This is a genomic window from Sphingobium cupriresistens, assembly GCF_004152865.1.
Lineage (GTDB): Bacteria > Pseudomonadota > Alphaproteobacteria > Sphingomonadales > Sphingomonadaceae > Sphingobium > Sphingobium cupriresistens.
In genome coordinates, this window is sequence record NZ_SEOO01000021.1 from 41640 (window position 1) to 64645 (window position 23006).

At 63.0% G+C, this 23006-nt stretch carries 25 protein-coding genes and 1 tRNA gene; 16 read left to right on the plus strand and 10 right to left on the minus strand.

All coding sequences use genetic code 11. From position 1 onward, the window contains the following. Positions 1-108: 108 nt before the first annotated feature. The 4 genes from petA (at position 109) to EWH12_RS13460 (ending at position 3460) form a co-directional block, all read left to right on the plus strand. On the plus strand, positions 109-675 hold the full coding sequence (petA, locus tag EWH12_RS13445; protein WP_066600092.1) for a ubiquinol-cytochrome c reductase iron-sulfur subunit: 567 nt from the start codon (positions 109-111) through the stop codon (positions 673-675). 11 nt (positions 676-686) lie between these two features. Next, complete coding sequence (locus EWH12_RS13450) at positions 687-1979, plus strand: cytochrome b (protein WP_129926907.1); 1293 nt, start codon at positions 687-689, stop codon at positions 1977-1979. 15 nt (positions 1980-1994) lie between these two features. Then, positions 1995-2843, plus strand: a complete 849-nt coding sequence (locus tag EWH12_RS13455; RefSeq protein ID WP_129926908.1) for a cytochrome c1 — start codon at positions 1995-1997, stop codon at positions 2841-2843. 80 nt (positions 2844-2923) lie between these two features. Next, on the plus strand, positions 2924-3460 hold the full coding sequence (locus EWH12_RS13460) for an adenine phosphoribosyltransferase (protein WP_129926909.1): 537 nt from the start codon (positions 2924-2926) through the stop codon (positions 3458-3460). Positions 3461-3466: 6 nt separating this feature from the next. Here the strand turns inward: EWH12_RS13460 and EWH12_RS13465 are convergent, their stop codons facing one another. Beyond that, on the minus strand, positions 3467-4093 hold the full coding sequence (locus tag EWH12_RS13465; RefSeq protein ID WP_066600106.1) for a 5'-methylthioadenosine/S-adenosylhomocysteine nucleosidase: 627 nt from the start codon (positions 4091-4093) through the stop codon (positions 3467-3469). Between the two features lie 104 nt (positions 4094-4197). Here EWH12_RS13465 and EWH12_RS22240 point away from each other — a divergent pair, with 104 nt between their 5' ends. After that, positions 4198-4350, plus strand: a complete 153-nt coding sequence (locus EWH12_RS22240) for a hypothetical protein (protein WP_165363627.1) — start codon at positions 4198-4200, stop codon at positions 4348-4350. Positions 4351-4416: 66 nt separating this feature from the next. On the opposite strand, the gene EWH12_RS13470 is transcribed toward EWH12_RS22240, so the two are convergent. Continuing rightward, positions 4417-4491: transfer RNA gene (locus tag EWH12_RS13470), tRNA-Val, on the minus strand. 128 nt (positions 4492-4619) lie between these two features. Here EWH12_RS13470 and EWH12_RS13475 point away from each other — a divergent pair. After that, a complete protein-coding gene (locus tag EWH12_RS13475; RefSeq protein WP_129926930.1) occupies positions 4620-5951 on the plus strand; it encodes a dicarboxylate/amino acid:cation symporter in 1332 nt (443 codons plus the stop codon). A 24-nt stretch (positions 5952-5975) separates the two neighbouring features. Here EWH12_RS13475 and cpdR read toward each other — a convergent pair whose 3' ends face one another. Next, a complete protein-coding gene (gene cpdR / locus EWH12_RS13480; protein ID WP_066600174.1) occupies positions 5976-6362 on the minus strand; it encodes a cell cycle two-component system response regulator CpdR in 387 nt (128 codons plus the stop codon). 142 nt (positions 6363-6504) lie between these two features. Here cpdR and EWH12_RS13485 point away from each other — a divergent pair, with 142 nt between their 5' ends. Further along, positions 6505-7398, plus strand: a complete 894-nt coding sequence (locus EWH12_RS13485; protein WP_129926910.1) for an N-formylglutamate amidohydrolase — start codon at positions 6505-6507, stop codon at positions 7396-7398. Between the two features lies 1 nt (position 7399). Here the strand turns inward: EWH12_RS13485 and EWH12_RS13490 are convergent, their stop codons facing one another. Next, positions 7400-9307, minus strand: a complete 1908-nt coding sequence (locus tag EWH12_RS13490; protein ID WP_129926911.1) for an acyltransferase family protein — start codon at positions 9305-9307, stop codon at positions 7400-7402. A gap of 394 nt (positions 9308-9701) precedes the next feature. Next, positions 9702-10718, minus strand: coding sequence for a class 1 fructose-bisphosphatase (locus EWH12_RS13495; protein WP_066600176.1), 1017 nt, complete (start codon positions 10716-10718; stop codon positions 9702-9704). 207 nt (positions 10719-10925) lie between these two features. On the opposite strand from EWH12_RS13495, the gene EWH12_RS13500 reads away from it, so the two are divergent. After that, a complete protein-coding gene (locus tag EWH12_RS13500; RefSeq protein WP_129926912.1) occupies positions 10926-11711 on the plus strand; it encodes a TerC family protein in 786 nt (261 codons plus the stop codon). A 248-nt stretch (positions 11712-11959) separates the two neighbouring features. Continuing rightward, positions 11960-12301 carry a DUF2322 family protein gene (locus EWH12_RS13505; RefSeq protein WP_066604899.1) on the plus strand — a complete coding sequence of 114 codons (342 nt, stop codon included), beginning with the start codon at positions 11960-11962 and terminating at the stop codon, positions 12299-12301. Positions 12302-12417: 116 nt separating this feature from the next. On the opposite strand, the gene EWH12_RS13510 is transcribed toward EWH12_RS13505, so the two are convergent. From EWH12_RS13510 to EWH12_RS13520, 3 genes are all read right to left on the minus strand, one after another. Then, on the minus strand, positions 12418-13788 hold the full coding sequence (locus EWH12_RS13510) for a class II 3-deoxy-7-phosphoheptulonate synthase (RefSeq protein WP_129926913.1): 1371 nt from the start codon (positions 13786-13788) through the stop codon (positions 12418-12420). A 104-nt stretch (positions 13789-13892) separates the two neighbouring features. After that, a complete protein-coding gene (locus EWH12_RS13515; RefSeq protein ID WP_066604900.1) occupies positions 13893-14240 on the minus strand; it encodes a Rap1a/Tai family immunity protein in 348 nt (115 codons plus the stop codon). A gap of 123 nt (positions 14241-14363) precedes the next feature. After that, positions 14364-15599: a YceI family protein gene (locus EWH12_RS13520; RefSeq protein WP_066604902.1), complete on the minus strand. Its 1236-nt coding sequence runs from the start codon at positions 15597-15599 to the stop codon at positions 14364-14366. Positions 15600-15850: 251 nt separating this feature from the next. On the opposite strand from EWH12_RS13520, the gene EWH12_RS13525 reads away from it, so the two are divergent. After that, positions 15851-16288, plus strand: coding sequence for an acyl-CoA thioesterase (locus tag EWH12_RS13525; protein WP_066600184.1), 438 nt, complete (start codon positions 15851-15853; stop codon positions 16286-16288). Between the two features lie 92 nt (positions 16289-16380). Here EWH12_RS13525 and EWH12_RS13530 read toward each other — a convergent pair whose 3' ends face one another. Continuing rightward, positions 16381-16758, minus strand: a complete 378-nt coding sequence (locus EWH12_RS13530; RefSeq protein WP_066600185.1) for a DUF983 domain-containing protein — start codon at positions 16756-16758, stop codon at positions 16381-16383. A 93-nt stretch (positions 16759-16851) separates the two neighbouring features. On the opposite strand from EWH12_RS13530, the gene pabB reads away from it, so the two are divergent. The 6 genes from pabB (at position 16852) to EWH12_RS13555 (ending at position 22408) form a co-directional block, all read left to right on the plus strand. Next, positions 16852-18021, plus strand: coding sequence for an aminodeoxychorismate synthase component I (pabB, locus tag EWH12_RS13535; protein WP_129926914.1), 1170 nt, complete (start codon positions 16852-16854; stop codon positions 18019-18021). 61 nt (positions 18022-18082) lie between these two features. Next, complete coding sequence (locus tag EWH12_RS13540) at positions 18083-18706, plus strand: aminotransferase class IV (RefSeq protein WP_129926915.1); 624 nt, start codon at positions 18083-18085, stop codon at positions 18704-18706. Between the two features lie 139 nt (positions 18707-18845). After that, entirely contained in the window at positions 18846-20048 is a 1203-nt protein-coding gene (locus EWH12_RS13545; RefSeq protein ID WP_129926916.1) for a pyridoxal phosphate-dependent aminotransferase, read from the plus strand. 342 nt (positions 20049-20390) lie between these two features. Then, a complete protein-coding gene (locus tag EWH12_RS22245) occupies positions 20391-20540 on the plus strand; it encodes a hypothetical protein (RefSeq protein WP_165363628.1) in 150 nt (49 codons plus the stop codon). Next, on the plus strand, positions 20527-21198 hold the full coding sequence (gene msrA, locus EWH12_RS13550; RefSeq protein ID WP_129926917.1) for a peptide-methionine (S)-S-oxide reductase MsrA: 672 nt from the start codon (positions 20527-20529) through the stop codon (positions 21196-21198). The genes EWH12_RS22245 and msrA overlap by 14 nt, the downstream gene beginning before the upstream one ends. Positions 21199-21307: 109 nt before the next feature. Beyond that, positions 21308-22408: a hypothetical protein gene (locus tag EWH12_RS13555; RefSeq protein ID WP_129926918.1), complete on the plus strand. Its 1101-nt coding sequence runs from the start codon at positions 21308-21310 to the stop codon at positions 22406-22408. A 24-nt stretch (positions 22409-22432) separates the two neighbouring features. Here EWH12_RS13555 and infC read toward each other — a convergent pair whose 3' ends face one another. Further along, positions 22433-22966, minus strand: coding sequence for a translation initiation factor IF-3 (infC, locus tag EWH12_RS13560; RefSeq protein ID WP_066600201.1), 534 nt, complete (start codon positions 22964-22966; stop codon positions 22433-22435). Between the last annotated feature and the right edge of the window lie 40 nt (positions 22967-23006).

Below are 23006 nucleotides of genomic sequence, written 5' to 3' on the forward strand. Positions count from 1 at the left end.
GGGGGTAGGCGGGGACCGTATGTGCACGGCGCCCTAAATCCCTTGATAAACAGAGTCGGTCACGGCATTGCGGCGGGGTCAGGGACGTTATTGCAAGGGTAGAGGTGCATGGCGAGCGTTGAACATATAGACGGCACGGGTCCATCCGGCGAAGATGGCGTGCGCCGCCGCGATTTCATCAACATCGCCGCGGTCAGCTTTGCGGGGGTCGGGGCTGTCGCCGTCGTGCTGCCGCTCATCGACCAGATGAACCCCAGCGCCGACGTGCTGGCGCTTGCATCGACGGAAGTCGATCTTTCCGCGATCCAGCCAGGACAGGCGATCAAGACCACCTTCCGCAGCCAGCCGCTCTTCGTGCGCCAGTTGACGGAAAAGGAAATCGCCGAGGCCGACAAGGTGGACGCCTCCACGCTGCGCGATCCGCAGACGCTGGAAGAGCGCACCGTCGATGGCAAGAAGCAGTGGCTGGTGACGATGGGTGTCTGCACCCATCTGGGCTGCGTGCCGCTGGGCGCGGGCGAGGGCGAAAATCGCGGCGAATATGGCGGCTATTTTTGCCCATGCCATGGCTCGTCCTACGACACCGCCGCGCGCATCCGCAAAGGCCCCGCGCCCAAGAACCTGGAAGTGCCGAAGTTCAGCTTCACTTCCGACACCGCCATTCTCGTAGGCTGAGGTAAGAAACCATGAGCTTTCCCTGGGCTGAGCAATATACGCCGAAAAATCCGGTGATGGTGTGGATCGACGAGAAGCTGCCGCTTCCGCGTCTCGCCTATAACGCCGTGGGCGCGGGCTATCCCGTGCCGCGCAACCTCAACTATTTCTGGAACTTCGGCGTGCTGGCCGGTCTGGCGCTGGTGATCCAGATCGTCACTGGCGTCATCATGGCGATGCACTATGGCGCGAACGATCTGGTTGCGTTCAGCACCGTCGAACAGACGATGCGCGACGTCAATGCGGGCTGGCTGATGCGCTATGCCCATGCGAACGGCGCCAGCTTCTTCTTCATCGTGGTTTATCTCCACATCTTCCGCGGCCTCTATTTCGGCTCCTACAAGGCGCCCCGCGAAATGGTGTGGCTGCTCGGCCTCGTCATCTTCCTGCTGATGATGGCGACCGCCTTCATGGGCTATGTGCTGCCCTGGGGGCAGATGTCCTATTGGGGCGCGAAGGTCATCACCGGCCTGTTCGGCGCGATCCCGGTCGTGGGCGAGCCGATCCAGACCTGGCTGCTGGGCGGCTTTGCCCCCGGCAACGCTTCGCTCAACCGCTTCTTCTCGCTGCACTTCCTGCTGCCGTTCGTGATTGCAGGCGTCATCATCCTGCACATCTGGGCGCTGCATATTCCGGGTTCATCGAACCCGACTGGCGTGGAGGTGAAAGGGCCGCAGGACACTGTGCCCTTCCACCCCTATTATACCGCCAAGGATGGCTTCGGCGCGGGCATCTTCCTGATCGCCTTCTCCATCCTGCTGTTCTTCGCCCCCAACTTCCTGGGCCATCCGGATAACTATATCGAGGCGAACCCGCTCTCGACCCCCGCGCACATCGTGCCGGAATGGTATTTCTGGCCCTTCTACGCGATCCTGCGCGCCTTCACGGTGGACTTCTTCTTCGTCCCCGCCAAGCTGCTGGGCGTGCTGGCGATGTTCGCGTCGATCCTGCTGCTGTTCTTCCTGCCCTGGCTCGACACCTCGCCGGTGCGGTCGGGCAAATATCGGCCGACCTTCAACAAGTTCTTCTGGATTCTCGTCATCGACGTGCTGATCCTGGGCTGGTTGGGCGGCGCGCCGGCGGAAGAACCCTATGTGATGATGAGCCAGGTCGCGGCGGCCTATTATTTCGCCCACTTCCTGATCATCCTTCCGCTGATCTCGCGCTTTGAAAAGCCGCTGCCGCTGCCCGGCTCGATCACCGAGGCCGTGCTCGCGAAATATGGCAAGACCGACGGCGCAACCGTCGCGGTCCCGGCCGAATAAGGGGTAGATAAGACCATGGTTCGCATTGGCGCATTCCTCGTCGGCCTCTTCTTTGCAGGCTGGCTGTTCATTTCCTTCCTGATCGGCGCGGTGGCTTATGTCTCCGAGCCGCCGGTGCCCACCGTGGAGCATGAGTTCCACAAGGCGCCCAAGCATGTGTCCTTTTCGTTCGACGGACCGCTCGGCCATTATGACCGGGCGCAGCTCCAGCGCGGCTTCCAGGTGTTCAAGGAAGTCTGCTCGGCCTGCCACAGCCTCAAGTTCGTGGCGTTCCGCGACCTCGCGGCGCTCGGCTATAACGAAGCCGAAGTGAAGGCGATCGCCAAGCAATGGGCGATCAAGACCCCGTCGGTCGATCCGGCCACGGGCGAAGCCTCCACCCGCGAGCCGGTGCCGTCGGATTATTTCCCCAAGCCCTTCGCGAACAATGTCGCGGCGGCCGCGGCGAACAATAATGCCATCCCGCCAGACCTGTCGCTGATGACCAAGGCCCGCCATCATGGCAGCGCCTATGTCTATTCGCTGATCACCGGCTATCAGGCGCAACCGGCCGAATTGCTCAAGGCGTTCCCGGACTCCAAGACGCCTGAGGGGCTGCACTACAACCCCTATTTCGCCAACCTGAACCTCGCCATGGCGCCGCCGCTGACCGCCGAAGGCCAGGTGACCTATGGCGACGGTACCAAGCCGACGGTGGACCAGATGGCGCAGGACGTCGCCGCGTTCCTGACCTGGACCGCCGAACCGAAGCTGGAAAATCGTCGCCGTGCGGGGCTTGCGACCATCTTCTTCCTGCTGATCGCCACGGGCCTAGCCTATATGTCCTACCAGAATATCTGGGCGGACAAGAAGAAGACGGCCTGACCCCAGTCCGTCACGGACGGTGGTAGAGATTGGGGCGCGGTTCCTTGTGGGAACCGCGCCCTTTCTTTATGGGAACGGCCATGAGCACCGACAGCCTGACCGCGCTGGTCCGCACGATCCCCGATTTTCCCAAGCCGGGCATATTGTTCCGCGACGTCACCACATTGCTGGCCGATGGGGACGGCCTGCGTGACCTGATGAATCGCATGGCCGCTGTCGCCCAGCCGCTCGACCCGGACCTGATCGTTGGGATAGAAGCGCGCGGCTTCATCCTGGGGGCGGCCCTCGCGCTGGCGCTGGGCAAGGGGTTTGTGCCCGTGCGAAAAAAGGGCAAACTGCCCGGCAAGACCGTGGGCATCGACTATTGCCTGGAATATGGCGCCGATCGGCTGGAAATGCATGAAGGGCAGGTGCCGCCCGGCGCGCGCGTGCTGCTGGTCGACGACCTGATCGCCACCGGCGGCACGGCGCTGGCCGCGGCGCAACTGCTGCGCGAGCAGGGCGCGATCGTGCTGATGGCCCTGTTCGCCATCGACCTGCCCGATCTGGGCGGCATGGCCGCGCTGGCGGCGGACGGCGTCGCGGCGCAGGCGATTATCGCCTTCGACGGCGACTAGCGGGCTTCAGGCGGCGCGCGCCAGCGCGTCGGGCAGCAGGTCCACCGCCGCCGCCAGTCGCTCGTCGAGCAGGCCCAGCAATGCCGTCCAGCTGTTGATATGGTCCAGTTCGCCCGGCCCATCCGATATGCCGCGCAGGCCCATCAGCGGCACGTTGAAGCGTGCGCAGGCCCGCGCCACCGCAAATGTCTCCATATCGACCATATCGGCGTTGATCGCGGCATAATCCTCGCCGCCCACGATATTCGCGCCGGTCGATAGGCGGGCCAGGGGCAGGGCCAGCGGCGTCGCCAGCGGCAGGTCGACGGGATGATCGATGAACGGCGTCACCCCCTTTGTGAAGCCCAGCCGCGACGCATCCATGTCGCGCCAGGACACGCTCGCCACCTGAAATATGTCGCCCAGCGGGCACAGGCGCGATCCCGCCGACCCCAGACAGACCACAAGGTCGGGCAAGGCCCCTTGCCGCGCCAGTTCCTGTAGCGCCATGCCGGTGGCCAGCGCCGCTTCGACCGGCCCGACGCCGGTCAGCAGCGGGGTGAAGCGCGCGCGCAGATGCGGCCCATATTCCGCATCGACCGCCATCACGAACAGCACGCGCCGCGCACTTATGGTTTCGCATCCGATCGTCATGGCCGGTCCTGCCCTCATTGCCTGTCTGTAATGTTCGGGACATCCCCCTGACAGCCGCACAGACTATAGTCGAGATCATGTTTCCTCATGAGTTGACCATCGATATGCCCGTTCCCATTCCCTTCCCCGTCCGATTTTCCGATGCGGAAACGATCACCGCTGCCGACATAGAGGCCTGGGCGAAGGTCGAACGCGCTCTGGCGGGCAAGCGCGATGCTTGTCACAAGCTGCGCCAGGGACATGCCGCGGCGCGCTGAACCGGATCAACCAAAAACTGGAAAAGAGAAAGCCCGCCGCTTCATCAGAAGCGACGGGCTTTGTCATGGTGGGCGTGGCAAGGATTGAACTTGCGACCCCTGCGATGTCAACACAGTGCTCTACCACTGAGCTACACGCCCGCCGTGGAGGGGGCCAATAACGGGGGCGGGGCTAGGGCGCAAGCAGGAAATTGAAACGCGCCGATATTCTTCTGGACAGGGCAAGGGCGGCCCATATGCTGCGAGCCAAACAGGGGACGCCAAGACATATGCTGCCATCGCCATCCTCGCCGATTCAAACGGCGCCCCGGCTGCCCTTGTATCGTCAGCTCTATGTTCAGGTGCTGGTCGCGATCGCGCTGGGCGTCCTGATCGGGCATTTCTGGCCCGATGCGGGCAAGCAGCTCAAACCGCTGGGCGAGGCCTTCATCAAGCTGGTGAAGATGATCATCGCGCCGGTCATCTTCCTGACCATCGTCACCGGCATTGCGGGCATGAAGGAACTGGGCGCGATCGGCCGGGTGGCGGCGAAGGCCTTCGCCTATTTCCTGACCTTTTCGACGCTGGCGCTGATCGTCGGCCTGATTGTCGCCAATGTGGTGCAGCCCGGCGCGGGGCTCAATATCGATCCGGCCACGCTGGATGCGGGCAAGGTCGCGGATTATGCGCACAAGGCGCATGAAAGCAGCCTGACCGGCTTTCTGATGAACATCATTCCGTCGACCATGGTGTCGGCGGTGGCGGACGGCAATATCCTTCAGGTATTGTTCGTGGCGATCCTGTTCGGCATCGCGCTGACCATGATCGGCGACAAGGCGCAGCCGCTGATGACGGTGCTCGAATCGGCCAGCCATGCGGTGTTCAAGCTCGTGTCCTTCCTCATGAAGGCGGCGCCGATCGGCGCTTTCGGGGCGATGGCCTTCACCATCGGCGAATATGGCGTCGGCACGCTCGCCAATCTCGCCGGGCTGGTGGCGACCTTCTATCTCACCGCGCTGCTGTTTGTGCTGCTGGTGCTGGGGACGGTGGCATGGTTCGCCGGCTTCAACATCCTGCACCTCATCCGCTATCTGAAGGCCGAACTGCTGCTGGTGCTGGGCACTTCCTCGTCCGAAGCCGCGCTGCCCAGCCTGATCGAGAAGATGGAGCGTGCCGGGTGCCGCAAGTCGGTCGTGGGGCTGGTCGTGCCGACCGGTTACAGCTTCAATCTGGACGGCACCAATATCTACATGACGCTGGCGGCCTTGTTCATTGCGCAGGCCTGCAACGTCGATATCAGCCTGGAGCAACAGATATTGCTGCTGCTGGTCGCGATGATCTCGTCCAAGGGCGCGGCCGGCGTAACCGGCGCGGGCTTCATCACGCTGGCTGCGACGCTATCCATCGTGCCGTCCGTGCCGGTGGCGGGGATGACGCTGATCCTGGGCGTCGACCGCTTCATGAGCGAAGTGCGGGCGCTCACCAACTTCATCGGCAACGCGGTGGCGACGGTGGTGGTGTCGGTCTGGGAAAAGGGGCTGGATCGCGAACGGTTCAACGCCGCCATGGCGGGAATCCCGCTCGATCCGACGCCCGACATGGAAGAAGTGGTGCCCGATTAAGTTCGGGCATCGCGGTTGCCGCTTTTACGGGCTGTCGGTCGACGCCGGCACGCTTTGGGCGCCGAACATCCTCTCGACCTCCAGCACCAGGTCGCGCAGGTGGAAGGGCTTGGACAGCACCTTGGCCTGCGGCACCGCCTTGCCGGCCTTCAGCGTGACGGCGGCAAAGCCGGTGATGAACATGATGCGCATGTCCGGCGCCACGGACGCTGCATGTTGCGCCAGTTCGATGCCGTCCATTTCGGGCATCACGATATCGGTCAGCAACAGGTCGAACCGGTCCGTGTCGATGTGGGGCAGCGCGTCGCGGCCATTCTCCACCGACACGACTTCATAACCCGACCGTTCCAGCGCACGGGCCAGATAGGTCCGCATACTCTCGTCATCTTCGGCCAATAAAATGCGAACCATCGCCCCCAACACTCTCATCCGGCCGCCCCGCAGCCCCTGGCGCATACCCGACGGGGTGGCGCGAAGCCGCACTATATGCGACAAGGTGTAAATATTATCCAGCCGGACAAGATTTTTCGGCGCGCTGGCGAAAGGAGCCGCATTGGATTATTCCGCGCCGCGCGCCCCGACCCATAGCGAAACCGCTTTCGACCTTTATGGTCCTGCGATTCCCGATCGCCCCGTCCTGATTTCCGTCCCCCATGCGGCGCGCGCCTATGATAAGGATCTGCTGGCCGCGGCGCGCGTGTCCTCGTCGATCCTGCATCGGCTGGAGGATCGTTGGGCCGATCTTTTGGTCCATCCGCTGATCGCGCAGGGTTTCACCGTCATCGTCGCCCGCGCGCCGCGCGCATTGATCGACCTCAACCGGCACGAGCGCGAGATCGACCCCGGCATGATCGCCGACCTGCCGCGCGACGCCCCGCTTCAGAGCAGCGCGAAGCTGCGCGGGGGCCTGGGCCTTTTCCCGCGTCGCCTGCCGGGCGCGCATGAATTGTGGCGCGGCCCGATGCGCTGGGCGGAGGCGCGCCGCCGGATCGAGACGCTCCACCGGCCCTATCACGCGGCGCTCGGCCAGATGATGGCGGCCGCGCGCGACGCGCATGGCCATGCGATCCTGATCGACATGCATTCCATGCCGCCGCTGGCGCCGACCGGTGCGGGGCAGCCTGCGCCGGGCATGGTGCTGGGGGATCGGTTCGGCCGCAGCGCATCGGGGCGACTGATCATGCTGGCGGCCGATGTCGCGGCGAGCCATGGCCTGACCGTGGCGCAAAACCACCCCTATGCTGGCGATCATCTGATCGACCGGCATGGGCGCCCTGAGCATGGATTGCACGCGCTGCAGGTCGAAATCGACCGGGTGCTGTATCTGGACGCGACGCTGGACCGGCCGGGGCCGGGCGTGGCGCGGATGCAGGCGGTTGTGACGCACATGGCGCAGGCATTGGCGGCCGAATTGCCGCGCGCGGGCTATGCGCTCGCCGCCGAATAGGTCAGCGATTAGCTGCGATCACCAACCGAGCGCCCGCGGTGCTGAGATGATGCGAATCGAAATAGAGCGGCTTGCCGTCGCGTTCGATGGCGCAGCGGCCGGTCGGGCACAGCGCCGCTACAGGATCGATCAGCGAGACGCCGCGCGCCTTCCAGCGAATGAAGAGCGCGCGCAGATGCACGGTCCGCGCTTCGACATGAGCGCGGTCGACGCCCCGTGCTTCCCCCAACTGTCCGGTCTGCGTCAGATGCGCCAAGCGCCGCGGCACGTCGAACGGCTGGGGCGGCACGGGGCCGATCAGAACGACCTGTCGCTCTAGCGCCCGGATCGCGGCTATGGTGCGGTCCAGCTTGCCCACAAAGGCGGGATCGTCGAAATCGCCATTGGCCCAGAAAGCGGCGAGATAGACGCGGCTGATCCCTGGATCGGCGCGTATCGCATCGAACGCCGCCTGGTTGGCGGCGGCGCAGCGCGCATCCTTGGCCTGATAACCCAGCACCGGCGGGCAACTGGACGTGGTGCGTTCGATCAGCGATCGATTCTGCGCCTTTGCCTCCAGCGACAAGGCATAGGTCAGTTCGACGCCATGGCTGTCCCCCCACAGCATCGCGTCGGGCGCCGCCGCCGCGCCGAGGACGCAGGGCGTCGCGTGACGCATGAATGTGTCGTGGCATGACTTGCGCGTGGGTGCGAAATCCTGTTGCCCTGCCATCTGCGCCAGCACCTTCGGCGGGAAGCGCGACGGCCAGCCGCCCTTCGCCAGCAGCGCCAGCGCCAGGATGCAGAGCAGGCCCATCGCCGCGCAGGTGAACAGAAAGATCGCCCGCCCCGGCACGCGCCGCGAATCGCGGAAGGGGCGCTCGACAAAGCGCCAGGACAGCGTGCCCGCCAGCAGCGATGCGCCGATGATCGCCATCTGCCTGCCCCCCGCCAGCGGCAAATCGGTCGCATATTCGGTGAAAACGATCAACGGCCAGTGCCACAGATAGAGCGAGTAAGAGATGAGGCCCACGCCGACCAGCGGCCCCCAGCCCAGCAACCGGCCGATCCGCGTACCCGGCGCGGCATGGATCAGCGCCGCGGCGCCCAGCACCGGGGCGAGGGCGGTGATGCCGGGGAAGATCGTGGTGCGATCGTAAAAGCCGACCGCCAGCGCGATCGCGATCAGGCCGCACCCCGCAATCGCCTCGCGCAGCCAGCGAGCCGGGATCACTGGAACCGCGCCCAGCGCCAGCAAAGCCCCAGCGAACAATTCCCATGCCCGCGTCGGCAACAGGTAGAAGGTGAAGCCGCTGGTGTCGCGTTGCATGACGATGGCGATCGCCAGCGATCCCGCCGTGATGGCCGCGACGACGCCGGTGCGCCAGCGCGGCGCGGTGCGCGCCAGCAGCATCAGCAGGATCGGGAAGCCGATATAATATTGCTCCTCGACCGCCAGCGACCATGTGTGGAGCAGCGGCTTCACGTCCGCGCCGCCGGAAAAATAACCGGTGTCGGTGAAGAACCAGAGGTTGGAAGCGAACAAAGTCGCCGCCAGCGCCGATCGCGGCACGCCTTCCAGGTCGCCGGGCAGATAGAGCCAGGCCGCCGCACCGAGCACGGCCAGGATCATCAGCGCCAGAGCGGGCATGATCCGGCGGAAACGGCGTTCGTAGAATTGGGCGAGCGAAAAATGACCGTCATCGACTTCGCGAGCGATGATGCCGGTAATCAGATAGCCTGATATGACGAAGAAAATATCGACCCCGACATAGCCGCCCGAAAAACCTGGCGCATGGGCGTGGAACAGCAGCACTGGGAGGATCGCCAGCGCGCGCAATCCGTCTATGTCGCGGCGATATCGCCCGGCGGCATGAGGGGCGTTGGCGGCCCCATCCGCCGGACCCGAAGTTGGCGCTCGTCCGTGCATGGTGCCGGGCTTAACCGCCAAGCCCTGATATTTGCTTTATGTCGATGAGCGCGACTCGGAAACACGCGGCTATTGGGGGGCGGCCCATCATCGTGGGGGAGGGGTCGGCAAGCGATTGCGGATTTTGCAACTGCCCTGTCGTCCTTCGCATTTGCGAAAATCCGGTTGGCGGGACAAAAAGACTGTGCCTTTCAGGCATCCTCTCCTAAAACTTTCGGGCCGATCTTGTGATCGGCCTTTTTTTTGTCACGCCATTGGTCTAGAGCATCGCTGCTGCTCGGCGCGCCACTATAAAAAGTTTCTGGAGAGGAGCCGCCGGTAAGACCGGCAAGGCGAGCCGAAGCATCAGGGGGATCGAGCGCTAATCGCGCTCTCCCCCTTTTTCTTGCCCGGCTTACGCGCTCGCCATTTCCGCGCCATAAGCGACGACCGCTTCGACTTCCGCCTTGTCGCCCAACACCACGCCGACGCGCTGGTGCAGGCCAGTGGCGGGTACGTCCATGATGGGCACGAAGCCGTCGCTCGATGCGCCGCCCGCCTGTTCGATCAGATAGCTCATCGGATTGGCTTCATACATCAGGCGCAGCTTGGCCTTGCCAGGATTGCGATGGTCATAGGGATATAGGAAGATGCCGCCGCGCTTGAGTATGCGGTGGACGTCCGCCACCATGGAGGCGGTCCATCGCATGTTGTAATCCTTGCCGCACGGGCCGGCGCCGCCCATCACGCGCTCTTCGACATAGCGGGCCACCGCAGGCGACCATTGGCGGCGGTTGGACATGTTGATCGCGAATTCGCACTTGCCCTGGGGCATCTGCATGTCCGGGTCGGTCATGACCCAGCTGCCGACTTCCCGGTCCAGCGTGAATTCATAGACGCCGGTGCCGACGCTCAACACCAGCAGCGTTTGCGGTCCGTAAATGGCGTAGCCTGCGGCGACCTGTTGACGGCCGTCCTGAAGGAAATCCTCTTCGGTCACCTGCCGTCCGGCGCAGGCGTCGGGGGCCTTGAGCACCGAAAAGATGGTGCCGACCGACAGGTCGACGTCGATATTGCTGGACCCGTCGATCGGATCGAACAGCAGCAGATATTCGCCCTTGGGATAGCGATTGGGGATGAGGTGGATCGTCTCCATCTCCTCCGACGCCATCGCGGCCAGATGCCCGCCCCATTCATTGGCGTCGAGCAGCAGTTCGTTGGCGATCACGTCCAGTTTCTTTTGCACTTCGCCCTGCACATTCTCGCTGTCCAGGCTGCCCAGCACTTCGCCCAGCGCGCCCTTGCTGACCGCATGGCTGATCGTCTTGCACGCGCGCGCGACGGTTTCGATCAGCAGGCGCAGTTCGCCGGGAAGGACATTGGCGTTGCGTTGCTGTTCGATCAGGAAACGGGTCAGGGTGGTTCGGGACATAGGCCGCCTTTCGCAAATAATATGGGACGCCGGGCAGGAAAGAAGAAACGCGCTCTTCGCTAGGACAGACGGCCAACCTAGTCCAGCCATCGTCCCCCTTCAAAACCGGCTGTTAGCGTTGTCATGTTACAAAGCATGTATGAGGGAACCCGGCCCAACGCATTTTGGTTTCGGAGGCGTGCCGATCAGCATAAAGCAAGGACCGATATGGACAGCCTGATTACCGCCTTTACCGACCCCACGGCTCTGGCGGCGCTTGTCGCGCTGGTGGTGATGGAAGTGGTGCTGGGCATCGACAATCTTGTCTTCATCTCCATCCTGACCAACAAATTGCCCGAAGCGCAACGGCCCAAAGCGCGCAAGATCGGCATAGGGCTGGCGCTGGCGATGCGCCTCGTCCTGCTGTCGATGATCGCCTGGATCGTCGGGCTGACCGCGCCAGTGTTCGACTTGGGGCTGAGCGGCCCGCTGGACCAGCATGGCGCGCCGACCTTCGAAACCGATTTTTCCTGGCGCGACCTGATCCTGATTGCAGGCGGCCTGTTCCTGATCTGGAAGGCGACCAAGGAAATCCATCACACGGTCGATCCCGCGGGCGGCGACGATGTGCTCGACAAGAAAAGCGTGGCGACCATCACCTTCGGCGCGGCGATCACGCAGATCATCCTGCTCGACATGATCTTCTCGCTCGATTCGATCCTGACGGCGGTCGGCATGACGGACAATCTGGCGGTCATGTATATCGCCGTGATCGTGGCGGTGACGGTGATGCTGATCGCGGCCGATCCGCTCGCCAACTTCATCGCCCGCAACCCGACCGTGGTGATGCTGGCGCTCGGCTTCCTGCTGATGATCGGCGCGGTGCTGATCGCCGACGGTTTTGGGGTGCATGTGCCCAAGGGTTATATCTACGCTGCGATGGCCTTTTCGACGCTGGTGGAGTGTCTGAACATCTTCGCCCGCCGGGCGCAGGCGCGGAAGGTGGCGAAATAGGTCTGGTGGCCCGATTATGAAGTTCGTCATATTATTGGGCCAGGGCTGAACGAACTTCAGATTCATCAGGGCCATTAGCAAATATTTGATTCTCGTGTGGTTGACGGATTTGAAATAGGCTCCGGACCAAGCCGCAACGATGTGGCGTATTTCAAATCCACCACATGAGCATGGAAATTCACGCGATTGCGCGGTGCGGCGGAAGATGCGACAGGCCGCCCCGACCAACAATGCAGGATCGGGAATATATGCTGGCGACGATCGAACCGGGCGCAATCTTCAAGGATAATCTGCCGTTATTGCCGCCGATCGACGGCGTGCAACGGATAGATCTGGTCGACGCCAACGGCGTGGTGATCGCGACAATTGAAAACCAGCCGGGCAAGCAGGGGTCGCTGGCGGTCTATCATTATCTGAAACAATGTTTCGGCGGGCTGGATACGGCGGCGGCCGACCATGGCCTGGCGGTGTTCGCCGAACATACTGCCGACGCCCGCAACCGGCCGGGCGCGCATCCCAATGTCGATCGGTTGATCGGAATCGCGGAGGGCGGCGAAGCGCTGACCATCGTGGTGGTGGCTGAGGGCTGATCGGGCCGTCGATTATTTCAGAAGACCGGGGCTTGGACAGGCTCAGCCCGAACGGGTTGAGAGGGTGATGCCCGGATGGAAAAAGGGCGGGATCATGCGATCCCGCCCTTCTTGCGTCACGCCGCGGCGCGCCGCTCCTTCAATTCCTCGTTGAGCATTTCGGCCAGCAGGAAAGCCAGCTCCAGACTCTGCGCCGCGTTCAAACGCGGGTCGCAATGGGTGTGGTAACGGTCGGCCAGGCCTTCGTCGGTGATGGCGATGGCGCCGCCAGTGCATTCCGTCACATTCTGCCCGGTCATTTCGGCATGGATGCCGCCGCCAAAGCTGCCCTCGGCGCGGTGGACGGCGAAGAAGCCGCGCACTTCGGCCAGGATACGCTCGAACGGGCGCGTCTTGTAGCCGTTCGCCGCCTTGATGACATTGCCGTGCATCGGGTCGCAGGACCAGATGACTGGATGACCTTCGCGCAGGACCGCGCGCACCAGCTTGGGCAGGCCGGCCTCGATCTTGTCATGACCATAGCGGGTGATGAGCGTGATGCGCCCGGCTTCTCGTTGCGGGTTCAAAACATCGAGCAGGCGCAGCAGCGCGTCCGGCTCCAGGGTGGGACCGCATTTCAGGCCGATCGGATTGCCGATGCCGCGCAGATATTCGACATGGGCGGACCCTTCGAACCGGGTGCGATCGCCGATCCACAGCATGTGGGCGGATGTGTCGTACCAGTCGCCGGTCAGGCTGTCCTGCCGCGTCATCGCCTGTTCGAACGGCAGCAGCAGCGCTTCATGGCTGGTGTAGAAGCTGGTCCCGCCAAGCTGCGGCACGGTTTCCGCCGACAGGCCGCAGGCGCGCATGAAGTCGAGCGCCTGGCCGATCTGGTCAGCCATCTGTTCGAACTTCGCCGCCCAGGGACTACGTCCCATGAAATCGAGCATCCAGCCATGGACGCGATCCAGGCTGGCATAGCCGCCGGTCGAAAAGGCGCGCAGCAGGTTGAGCGTGGCGGCCGACTGATTATAGGCGCGCACCATCCGCGCCGGGTCAGGCTCGCGCGATTCCGGCGTGAAGGCGATGTCGTTGACATTGTCGCCGCGATAGCTGGGCAGTTCGACCCCGCCGATCACTTCGGTATCGGCCGAGCGCGGCTTGGCGAACTGACCGGCCATGCGACCGACCTTCACCACCGGCAGCTTTGACGCGAAGGTCAGCACGACCGCCATCTGGAGCAGCACGCGGAAGGTGTCGCGGATGTTGTTCGGATGGAACTCCGCGAAGCTTTCGGCGCAATCGCCGCCCTGCAACAGGAAGGCTTCGCCATTGGCGACCTTGGCCAGTTCGGTCTTCAGGTTGCGCGCCTCGCCCGCAAAGACGAGCGGCGGAAACTGGCCAAGCTGGGCCTCTACCGACGCCAATGCGTCTGCATCCCGGTAAAAGGGCATCTGAATGCCCTTTTGGCTCCGCCAGCTATCCGGCGTCCACTTCGCCGCCACGTCGAGTCTCCTTGGTCGAGATAAAATAGGGGGCGCACCTACGCTGGTCCGGGGGCCAAGGCAAGATTGTACCAGTTGGACCATAGGTGCGCGCAATCATTTGTCTATTTCTGGCAGGGCCAGCGTTCGTTGAGCGCGACGCTGACCAGGAGCGAAGCGGGCGTCTGGCGCTGGTCGGGCCAGCGTTCGAGATAGGCGGTGACGGTGCGCCGCGCCTCGTCCGCGCTCATGCGGTCGGGCCAGCAGACCGGGCGGGCGCGGCCGATGAACATGTCCTTGCGGATGCCATCGACCACGCCGACGATATAGGCGGTGCAGGCGAGCGCATATTCGGGCGCCTTGTTGCGGCATTTGGCGAGCAGGGTAGTGCCGGTTTCGAACATGAACGCCTGCGCCGCGACCGGGGTGGGGGATGCGGCGAGCAGGGAGGTGGTGAGGAGAAGGAGGCGCATCATTCTTGTCCTGACGGAGGAGTGCGAACCTAGATGACACCGCCGGTTCGTGTCGAGCGAAGTCGAGGCACGATTGCGCCGCGCCAGCCGCTTATCGAATTCGCTCGAAGCGAACGGAGAATGTCAATCCTGCCGCTTCGCCGTGAAGGCGAAGGTTAGCGCTACCTGTGGTCCCAGGCCGGTGCTGCTGTCGCCATTGCCCACGCCAAAGGGCGCGCGGGCGATGGTCGCGCTGCCGCTGACCTTGCGGATCGCGTCCTTGCCGGACAGGGTGAAGCGGATCGTCTGCGGCTTGGTCACGCCCCTGAGCGTCAGCGTGCCGCGCGCGCGGTAGCGGTTCGCACCGGTGGCTTCCGCGCCCTTGGCCGTGAAGGTTGCGGTGGGATGAGCGGCGACACCGAAAAATTCGTCGCCGGGCAACATCCCGTCCTTATAGGCGTCGCCTACGCTGGCCGAGGCCATGTCGATCATCACCTTTATGTCGGCGCTGTCGGGATGATCGGGGTCCATGACGATCTGCGCGGTCCATTTGGCAAAGCCGCCGCTGATCGTCTCGCCATCATTGCCGACGGAAAAGCCGATGTGGCCGCCGGGCTGCACGGTCCAGGCGGGCGGCGGGCCGACGGGTTCTTCGACGGCGGCCTGCGTCGCATTGGCCGCTACATTGTCGGCGGGGGCCGCGGCGCTGGCTGCTTCGGCGATGTTGGCGGGCGCGGCGTCCTCGTCCGCTTCCTCGACGACCGGCGCTGGCGCAGGCGTCGTTTGCGGCGCGGGCAGGATCGCGCGGCCGGCGACGAAGCCGACCAGGATCAGCGCGGGCAGCGCGACCAGCAGAGCGGTGGAGCGCCCCGGCACCATCCGCCAGATGAGGCCATCGCGCATCAGCAGATGATGGCGCAATGCGCCCGCGACGTGCAGCGCCAGCAGCGCGATGCCCAGCCAGGCGATGAGGCCATGGCCGTTTTCGGCCAGGCCATGCGCACTCGCTGGCAAGGGCAGATGGGGCAGGGGGATGACGCCGAACAGCAGGGTCGGCACCTTGACCTTTGCGGTCGACACCAGCGCCCAGCCGGTGAGCGGCGCGCCCAGCATGAAGGCGTAGAGACCGCCATGTACGCCCGACGCGAGTGCGCCCTGCCAGCCATTTTCCAGCTTGGCCGGGCGCGGCTTCCAGTAACGCACCGCGATCCGCGCCAGCGTCAGCGCCAGCACGGTCATGCCGACCGACTTGTGCAACTGGTAGAGGGCGAAGCCGCGCGCGCCCAGATCCTCCAGCGCCCAGCCGACGGCGATCTGAAAGGCGAGCAGGGCGGCGATCGCCCAGTGCAGGAAGATGGCGGCCCGGCTATAGCGTTGCATGGTGGTTCCCTGGATCATGGCGGACCCGAAACTATGACGCCCTTGCGGCCAAGTCCATTGGTCGGGGGCGAAACGCTTCGTTGCCGCCGCATCGCCTTATGTGTCCCAAAGGACGCAGTTGCGGCATTTTTATGGGCGCGATTGCATCACCCGCCATCCGGGTTAAGAGGCTTATCTGTTGGATTGACGCGATTTCCGGCGTCCGATCGGAAGTCGCTACGGCACGCTCATTATCAGGGAAATAGCAGGACATGGCCAAACCCGAATCCTGGCGTCTGAACCCGGAGGCTTATCGCTTCGTCACCAGCATCGACACGCGGTTCCAGGATCTCGACACCATGGGCCACATCAACAATGTGGCGATTTCCGGCATTTTCGAAACCGCGCGCATCCGGTTCCATCATCATATGGGTCGCCATCCGCAGGAACAGGGCGTGCGCTGGCTGGTCGCGAACGTGAACCTGAACTTCGTCGAGGAATCGCATTTCCCCTATCCGTTCGAGGTGCATTGCGCGATCGGCCATATCGGCCGCACCAGTTGGACGATCAGTTCGGCCGGCTTCCAGAAGGGCGTGTGCGTCGCCACCTGCGACACCACCGTCGTCACCCATGGGGCCGAAGGCCGGCGCGCGATCGACGAAACGCTGCGCGAGGCGATGGAGCTGAACTTCCTGCGCCAGCCGGAGTGATTTAAAGCGCCATTTAAGCGTTGCGTGTTCCCGCCTTCGCGGGAACACGCGGGGCGTTAGTCAGTAGTCAAGGGACTGAATGTCGATCGGTCCTAGCGAAATCCCGCCATGCGCCGGCTCCATTGCACCGCGATCACCGCGCCCTTGACCGGCTGGATCATCGCCACGGCCAGCAGCACGGCGAGGCTGGGCCAGATCAGCGCCTGCCAGCCCAGCGGGATGGCGAGGGCGCTGTTCACCTCGATCATCAGTGGCACTAATATATGGCCCAACAGCAAGATGACGATATAGGCGGGGAAGTCGTCCGCCTGATGCGCGTCGAGCGCCAGGCCGCAGGACGGGCAATTGGGCGCGGTTTTCAGGAAGCGGGCGAACATGCGCCCCTCGCCGCAGGCCGGGCATCTTCCCCGCAGCCCATGGCCGATGGCGGCGCCTGTCGGGCGGTCGGACGGGGGCGCGGGATCGGTCACGTCCCGGCAGCTAGGGGCTTTGAATGCCGGGCGCAATGGCGCGTCGGTGGCTTACCGCCTTTCGCCGATTGTAAAGCCTGTTAAGAAGCGCCCATGCGTCTGCCCGGTCCCAACGAAGCCTATTGCCTGTTCGACGACGCGCGCGCGCGCAGCGTGGCGCCCGCGCGCCTCTACCGCGACCCGGTGGAGGTCGTCGTCGCCCGCCGCATGGCCGATGTGCAGCCTGCGCTCGACCGCATCGCCGAAGCGCAGGAGAGCGGCCTGCATGTCGCGGGCTATATGGCCTATGAGGCGGGACTGGCGCTGGAGGAGCGGCTGGCGCCGATCGCGCACCGGCAGGACGCGGGCGCTGCGCCTCTGTTGTGGTTCGGCCTGTTCGAAGGGGTGCGGCTGATCCCGCCCGGCACGCTGCCCGACCTGCTGCCCGACCCGGCGGGCGCGACCGTCGGCCCGCTGCGCCCCTTGGTGGACGAGGCCGCTTATGGCGTCGCCTTTGGCCGAGTGCAGGATTATATCCGCGCCGGCGACATTTATCAGGTCAATCTGACCTTCCCCTGCGACGTCGATGTCGCGGGCGATTCGCTCGCCCTCTATGCCGCCGTCCGGCCACGCGCGGCGGCGGGCTATGGCGGGGTGATCCGTACCGGCGATCGATCGATCCTGTCCTTCTCGCCCGAACTCTTCTTCACCCAGGTTCGCGGCCAGCTGACTGCGCGGCCGATGAAGGGCACCGCCACCCGCGCCGCCGACCCCACAGCGGATGCGGCGCAGGCCCGCTGGCTGGAAAGCGATCCCAAGCAACGCGCCGAAAATCTGATGATCGTGGACCTGCTGCGCAACGACCTGTCGCGCGTGTCGCGCGCAGGCAGCGTGACCGTGCCCGATCTGTTCAAGGTCGAAACCTATCCTACCGTGCATCAACTGGTGTCGACGGTGCGCGCGCGCATCCTGCCGGGCCTGTCGCCGGTCGATGTATTGCGCGTATTGTTCCCCTGCGGCTCCATCACCGGCGCGCCCAAGGTGCGGGCGATGGAGATTATCGACGCGGTCGAACCTCATGCGCGCGGCGTCTATACCGGCACGATGGGCTGGATCGACCCGGAGGGCGACGCCGCCTTCAATGTTGCCATCCGCACCATTTCCGTCGAAGAAGGCGCAGGAACGGGGCGGCTTGGCCTGGGGTCCGGCATCGTCGCGGATTCGGATTGCGCATCCGAATGGGCGGAGTGTCTGGCCAAGGGGCGCTTTCTCTCGCTCTCCTAACCTTGGGCTTGATCCTTAAGGGGTGGTTGACTTTTGGCGCGCAAGGGCTTGAAAAGTTTCAATGGCATTGGCTGACGGACGGTTCGACCTCATCGAAACCATGGCCTTCGATCCGCTCGAAGGCATCAGGTTGCTGGAACGGCATCTTGCCCGGATCAAGGCGAGCGCCGACGCGCTCGGCTTCCATATCGATCGCCATGATGTGCGCAACGAATTGCAGGCCGCGACCTTCCGCCTGCGCGGCCGCAGCCGGGTGCGGCTGATGCTGTCGCGCGGCGGGGCGATCGCGATCGAGGTGCGCGGTCATCTGGGCTGGCCCGATCCGATCATGAAGGTCGCCGCCGTGCCGCGCCATGCGCCCGCGGATGACCTGCGCCTGCTGCACAAGACCAGCGATCGCAGCCTCTACAAGGACGCGCTGAAACGTGGCGGCACCTATGAAGTGCTGCTGATCGATGCGCAGGGCTATCTGACCGAAGGCTGCTTCTCCTCCATCTTCGTCGAACGGGGCGACAAGCTGGTGACGCCGCCTTTGTCGCGCGGCATCTTGCCCGGCATCTTGCGCCAGAGCCTGATCGACATGGGGGAGGCGATCGAAGGCGATCTGCGCCCCTACGACCTGGAGCGCGGTTTTTTCATCGGCAATGCGGCGCGGGGCATGGCCGCCGCGACATGGTCGCGATGACGGGGCGGCGATAGCCGGTCTATTCTGCCGTAAATTCAATAAGCGGCATCTGGCGGTTGCCCCTGTCCCAGTTGCGCATTAAGGGACGCCGCGTCCGCTTTATTGCGGACCTTGGGGATTTTTCAGAAAGATTGTTGCCATGAGCCAGACTTCCGCCGCCTTGGGCCGTATCCAGCCGTCCGCCACGCTCGCCATGAGCGCTCGTGTGAACGCGCTCAAAGCGCAAGGCGTGGACGTGATTGGCCTGTCGGCCGGCGAGCCGGATTTCGACACGCCCGATTTCGTCAAGGAAGCGGGCATTGCGGCGATCCGCAACAACCTGACCCGCTATACCGACGTGGACGGCACCGCCGACGTCAAGGACGCGGTGATGTTCAAGTTCAAGCGCGACAACGGCCTGGATTACAAGCGCAGCCAGATCAGCGTCAATTCGGGCGGCAAGCACACGCTGTTCAACGCGCTGGTCGCCACGGTCGATGTGGGAGATGAAGTCATCATCCCGGCGCCTTACTGGGTCAGCTATCCCGATATCGTGAATTTCGCGGGCGGCACCCCGGTCTTCATCGAAGGCCCGGCGTCGCAGGGTTACAAGATCACCGCCGACCAGTTGGACGCCGCGATCACGCCGCGCACCAAATGGGTGATGCTGAACTCGCCGTCCAACCCGTCAGGCGCGGCCTATTCGGCCGATGAACTGAAGGCCTTGGCCGACGTGCTGCTGCGCCATCCCCATGTGCTGGTGATGACCGACGATATGTACGAGCATGTCTGGTACGCATCGACCCCCTTCGCCACCATCGCGCAGGTGTGCCCGGAGCTGTACGACCGCACGCTGACGGTCAATGGCTGCTCCAAGGCCTTTTCCATGACCGGATGGCGCATCGGTTTTGCCGGCGGTCCCGAATGGATCATCAAGGCGATGGGCAAGTTGCAGTCGCAATCGACCAGCAATCCCTGCTCGATCAGCCAGGCGGCCGCCGTTGCCGCGCTCACCGGCCCGCAGGATTTTCTGGAGGAGCGCAACGGTGTGTTCCGCAAGCGCCGGGACATGGTCGTCGCGATGCTGAACGACGCGCCGGGGCTGGATTGCCCGACGCCCGAAGGCGCCTTCTACGTCTATCCCGATGCCAGCGGCGTGATCGGCAAGGTGACGCCCAAGGGCGTGACCATCGACAGCGACGAAACGCTGATCGCCTATTTCCTGGACGAAGCGAAGGTCGCCGCCGTCCATGGCGCCGCCTTCGGCCTCTCGCCCGCCTTCCGCATCAGCTATGCGACGTCGGACGACGTGCTGAAAAAAGCCTGCACGCGGATTCAGGAAGCCTGCGCCGCGTTGAAATAAGGATGAGTTTGGTGCTCCCGCGAAGGCGGGAGTCCAGACCCGCCGTCTGAACTGGGCTCCCGATTTCGCGGGAGTACGGCGCGGGCTTTCCTCCCCGCGCGCTTTTTGTCACAAAATGGAAACGGTCCTTTTCCCGCCGTGCCGTCTTGCGATTGACGCGGCATGGCTTATATGCCCGTTGCATAGAGAAACTGATTTAAGGGCTGCCGCCTTTCGTCGTTCTATCCCTGGCACTGGTCGAAACCCGCTCCCGCGCGGCCGACCGTTCAGTCAGGGGCAAGGCGCATGGAGGTAGTCGACAGGTCGAGACGGCCTGAACCATATTTTAGAAAGGCGTTGGCCATGGTGGCATTCCTGAAATCCGATCTGTTCCTGCGCTTCCTGGGCGGGTTCGCGATTGGCGCGGTGGGCATGTTCATGCTCCAGCCGGAGGAGGCTCCGGTATTCGGATCGCCCGCGATCGCGGCGACCTCGACCAATGCGACGCTCTGACCGCCTCGCCCTGATGTTTCTGGCGGCGCTTGCCGTCGCCACCCCCCTGCGCGCCGAGCGCACCGTCCTCGCCCCCGTTCCGACCGTCGACGCCTCGCCCACGCGCAAGCTGGAGACAGCGGTGTTTGCGGGCGGCTGTTATTGGGGTGTGGAGGGCGTTTTCTCCCACGTCAAAGGTGTCCAACTCGTCGTCTCCGGCTTTGCCGGCGGGCCGCGCGGTCGCCGCGTCGATTATGACATGGTGAGCGGCGGCGACACCGGCTTTGCCGAGGCGGTGCGCGTCACCTACGATCCCGCCCAGGTCAGCTACGGCACCTTGCTGCGCATCTTCTTCTCGGTGATCGCCGATCCCACCACGCTCAACTATCAGGGGCCGGACCATGGCACCCAATATCGCAGCGCACTGTTCCCGCTGAACGGCGAGCAGGGCAAGGCGGCGACCGCCTATCTGGCGCAGATCGGCAAGGCCGGCCTGTGGCGCGATCCCATAGCGACGAAGGTCGAGCGCTTCACCGGCTTCCAGAACGCCGGGCAAGACCATCAGGATTTCATGCGCAAAAATCCGCGCCACCCCTATATCCTGCGCTGGGACGCGCCCAAGCTGGCCGCGTTCAAGGCGATGTTCCCGACGCTGTACCGGAATACGCCATCGGCTTGAACGGTTATTGACAGCAGGTTGCCATGACGTGACCATTCTCCCGCTCTAGTGGGGGATGGAGATGTGCGACATTCAAGATAATTCGCAGAAGAAGCCATCGATATCTGACATGCGCGAAGATGCCTGGCGCGAGTATGAGGCCGCTCGCGCAGGCATCGAAAAATATGACGAGCATCTATATCGTATTAGGCAGTGGAACATCGCGCTTACTGCGGCATCAATCGCTGCGATATTAGGGTTGGCGCAAACGGGGAATTTTAGGCCGTCGATGGCTTTGTTCGGTTACACTGCCATATGCTTCGTGTTCTGGTTGCTTGATGCGATGAACAAATCTCTACAAAATGTTCATATTCATGTGTCGCGTGACATTGAACGCTATCTGAGGAGAGAAACAAATATATATATTGGTCCAGCCATATCACTCCGTTTTAATAGGAAAACAAAAAGGCATCTTATTGAGACGATAAAGAATCTGACAGATCAGTCAGTGTTACTTTTCTATGTAATGCCGCTCGCGGTATTTTGGGGGGTGACGATATTTTCTAAATGGGAAAATTTGTGTTTCAGGATAGCATGTGATTTTCCGCTATACCGACTTATACCTTTGGTATCTTTATTGTTTGTCTTATTCACCATTAGCCTTTCCAGATTGTGGAAAAACGGGAAGCGACATGGCAATCCGATCGCGCCATTGAGCAGATATTTTCTCAGATCCCATGCTGCGGCACGCTGTCGATTGCGGGCGTCTGTGGCAAAACGGATAGATGAAGCGAAAAAGAAGGATCAATCGCTCTTTATTCAGCAGGATGTGCGAATTTGCCCGTTCAATATCGATTTCTTGAATCTCAAAACCGGCCGGGTTTTGCTGATCGATCGTTACCCTTTGTCTAAGAATATCGAATATATTGAAGAGCGGCGTCGCAGCCTCGATCGATTGAATTTACAAGTTTTGAGTTTCGAGTGGTCGCCTCCGAAATGGCATATGATGTTTTATTTCAGGACGCATCGCATAAAAAGACAAGCTCTTCGTAATATGCGATTTTTCTATCAGGATGAAAATCCAATTAGCGGATATTGTGCTCAATCTTTGGGATTGTCCGCTAGTCCTCCGATAGCATGGAATGGTGAGAATGGCATTTCTACTGCCATCGCCGATCAATCTACTGCAACCAAAAAGGGCGGAGCCTGCATCCAGACTCCGCCCCTTTGAGGTTTATAAACGGCGCGGCATCGCTTATTTAGGCGAAAGAACCATCAGCATCTGGCGGCCTTCCATGCGCGGATAGGCTTCGACCTTCGCGACTTCCTGCACATTTTCGGCCACGCGCTGGAGCAGGGCCATGCCGAGCTGCTGGTGGCTGAGTTCGCGGCCGCGGAAGCGCAGGGTGATCTTCACCTTGTCGCCGTCACCGATGAAATCATGCACCTTCTTCATCTTCGTATCATAGTCATGATCGTCGATGTTCGGACGCATCTTGATCTCTTTGAGTTCCTGCGTCTTCTGGGTCTTGCGGGCGATATTCGCCTTTTTCTGGGCTTCGTACTTGAACTTGCCGATGTCCAGAAACTTGCAGACCGGCGGGTCGGCATTGGGGGAGACTTCGACCAGATCGAGGCCGACATCGGCCGCCTGCTCGATGGCTTCCTGCGTAAACATCACGCCCAGATTTTCGCCTTCGTCGTCGATCACGCGCACCTTGGGCACGGTGATGAACTCGTTATACCGGGGGCCGGACTTCGGCGGCGGCGCCAGCGGGCGGCGCATCATCGGGGGACGTATAGCAGTATCTCCTATGGTCGTTTCAAAA

Coding starts and splice junctions, on each gene's coding strand:
- msrA (WP_129926917.1), top strand. CDS start 20,527: ATGCGACGCTCTGACCGCCTCGCCCTGATGTTTCTGGCGGCGCTTGCC.
- EWH12_RS13515 (WP_066604900.1), bottom strand. CDS start 14,240: ATGCGCCTCCTTCTCCTCACCACCTCCCTGCTCGCCGCATCCCCCACC.
- cpdR (WP_066600174.1), bottom strand. CDS start 6,362: ATGGTTCGCATTTTATTGGCCGAAGATGACGAGAGTATGCGGACCTAT.
- EWH12_RS13495 (WP_066600176.1), bottom strand. CDS start 10,718: ATGTCCCGAACCACCCTGACCCGTTTCCTGATCGAACAGCAACGCAAC.
- EWH12_RS13450 (WP_129926907.1), top strand. CDS start 687: ATGAGCTTTCCCTGGGCTGAGCAATATACGCCGAAAAATCCGGTGATG.
- EWH12_RS13525 (WP_066600184.1), top strand. CDS start 15,851: ATGGCCAAACCCGAATCCTGGCGTCTGAACCCGGAGGCTTATCGCTTC.
- infC (WP_066600201.1), bottom strand. CDS start 22,966: ATGATGCGCCGCCCGCTGGCGCCGCCGCCGAAGTCCGGCCCCCGGTAT.
- EWH12_RS13455 (WP_129926908.1), top strand. CDS start 1,995: ATGGTTCGCATTGGCGCATTCCTCGTCGGCCTCTTCTTTGCAGGCTGG.
- EWH12_RS13475 (WP_129926930.1), top strand. CDS start 4,620: ATGCTGCCATCGCCATCCTCGCCGATTCAAACGGCGCCCCGGCTGCCC.
- EWH12_RS22240 (WP_165363627.1), top strand. CDS start 4,198: ATGCCCGTTCCCATTCCCTTCCCCGTCCGATTTTCCGATGCGGAAACG.
- EWH12_RS13490 (WP_129926911.1), bottom strand. CDS start 9,307: ATGCACGGACGAGCGCCAACTTCGGGTCCGGCGGATGGGGCCGCCAAC.
- EWH12_RS13545 (WP_129926916.1), top strand. CDS start 18,846: ATGAGCCAGACTTCCGCCGCCTTGGGCCGTATCCAGCCGTCCGCCACG.
- EWH12_RS22245 (WP_165363628.1), top strand. CDS start 20,391: ATGGTGGCATTCCTGAAATCCGATCTGTTCCTGCGCTTCCTGGGCGGG.
- pabB (WP_129926914.1), top strand. CDS start 16,852: ATGCGTCTGCCCGGTCCCAACGAAGCCTATTGCCTGTTCGACGACGCG.
- EWH12_RS13555 (WP_129926918.1), top strand. CDS start 21,308: ATGCGCGAAGATGCCTGGCGCGAGTATGAGGCCGCTCGCGCAGGCATC.
- petA (WP_066600092.1), top strand. CDS start 109: ATGGCGAGCGTTGAACATATAGACGGCACGGGTCCATCCGGCGAAGAT.
- EWH12_RS13500 (WP_129926912.1), top strand. CDS start 10,926: ATGGACAGCCTGATTACCGCCTTTACCGACCCCACGGCTCTGGCGGCG.
- EWH12_RS13520 (WP_066604902.1), bottom strand. CDS start 15,599: ATGCAACGCTATAGCCGGGCCGCCATCTTCCTGCACTGGGCGATCGCC.
- EWH12_RS13465 (WP_066600106.1), bottom strand. CDS start 4,093: ATGACGATCGGATGCGAAACCATAAGTGCGCGGCGCGTGCTGTTCGTG.
- EWH12_RS13505 (WP_066604899.1), top strand. CDS start 11,960: ATGCTGGCGACGATCGAACCGGGCGCAATCTTCAAGGATAATCTGCCG.
- EWH12_RS13540 (WP_129926915.1), top strand. CDS start 18,083: ATGGCATTGGCTGACGGACGGTTCGACCTCATCGAAACCATGGCCTTC.
- EWH12_RS13460 (WP_129926909.1), top strand. CDS start 2,924: ATGAGCACCGACAGCCTGACCGCGCTGGTCCGCACGATCCCCGATTTT.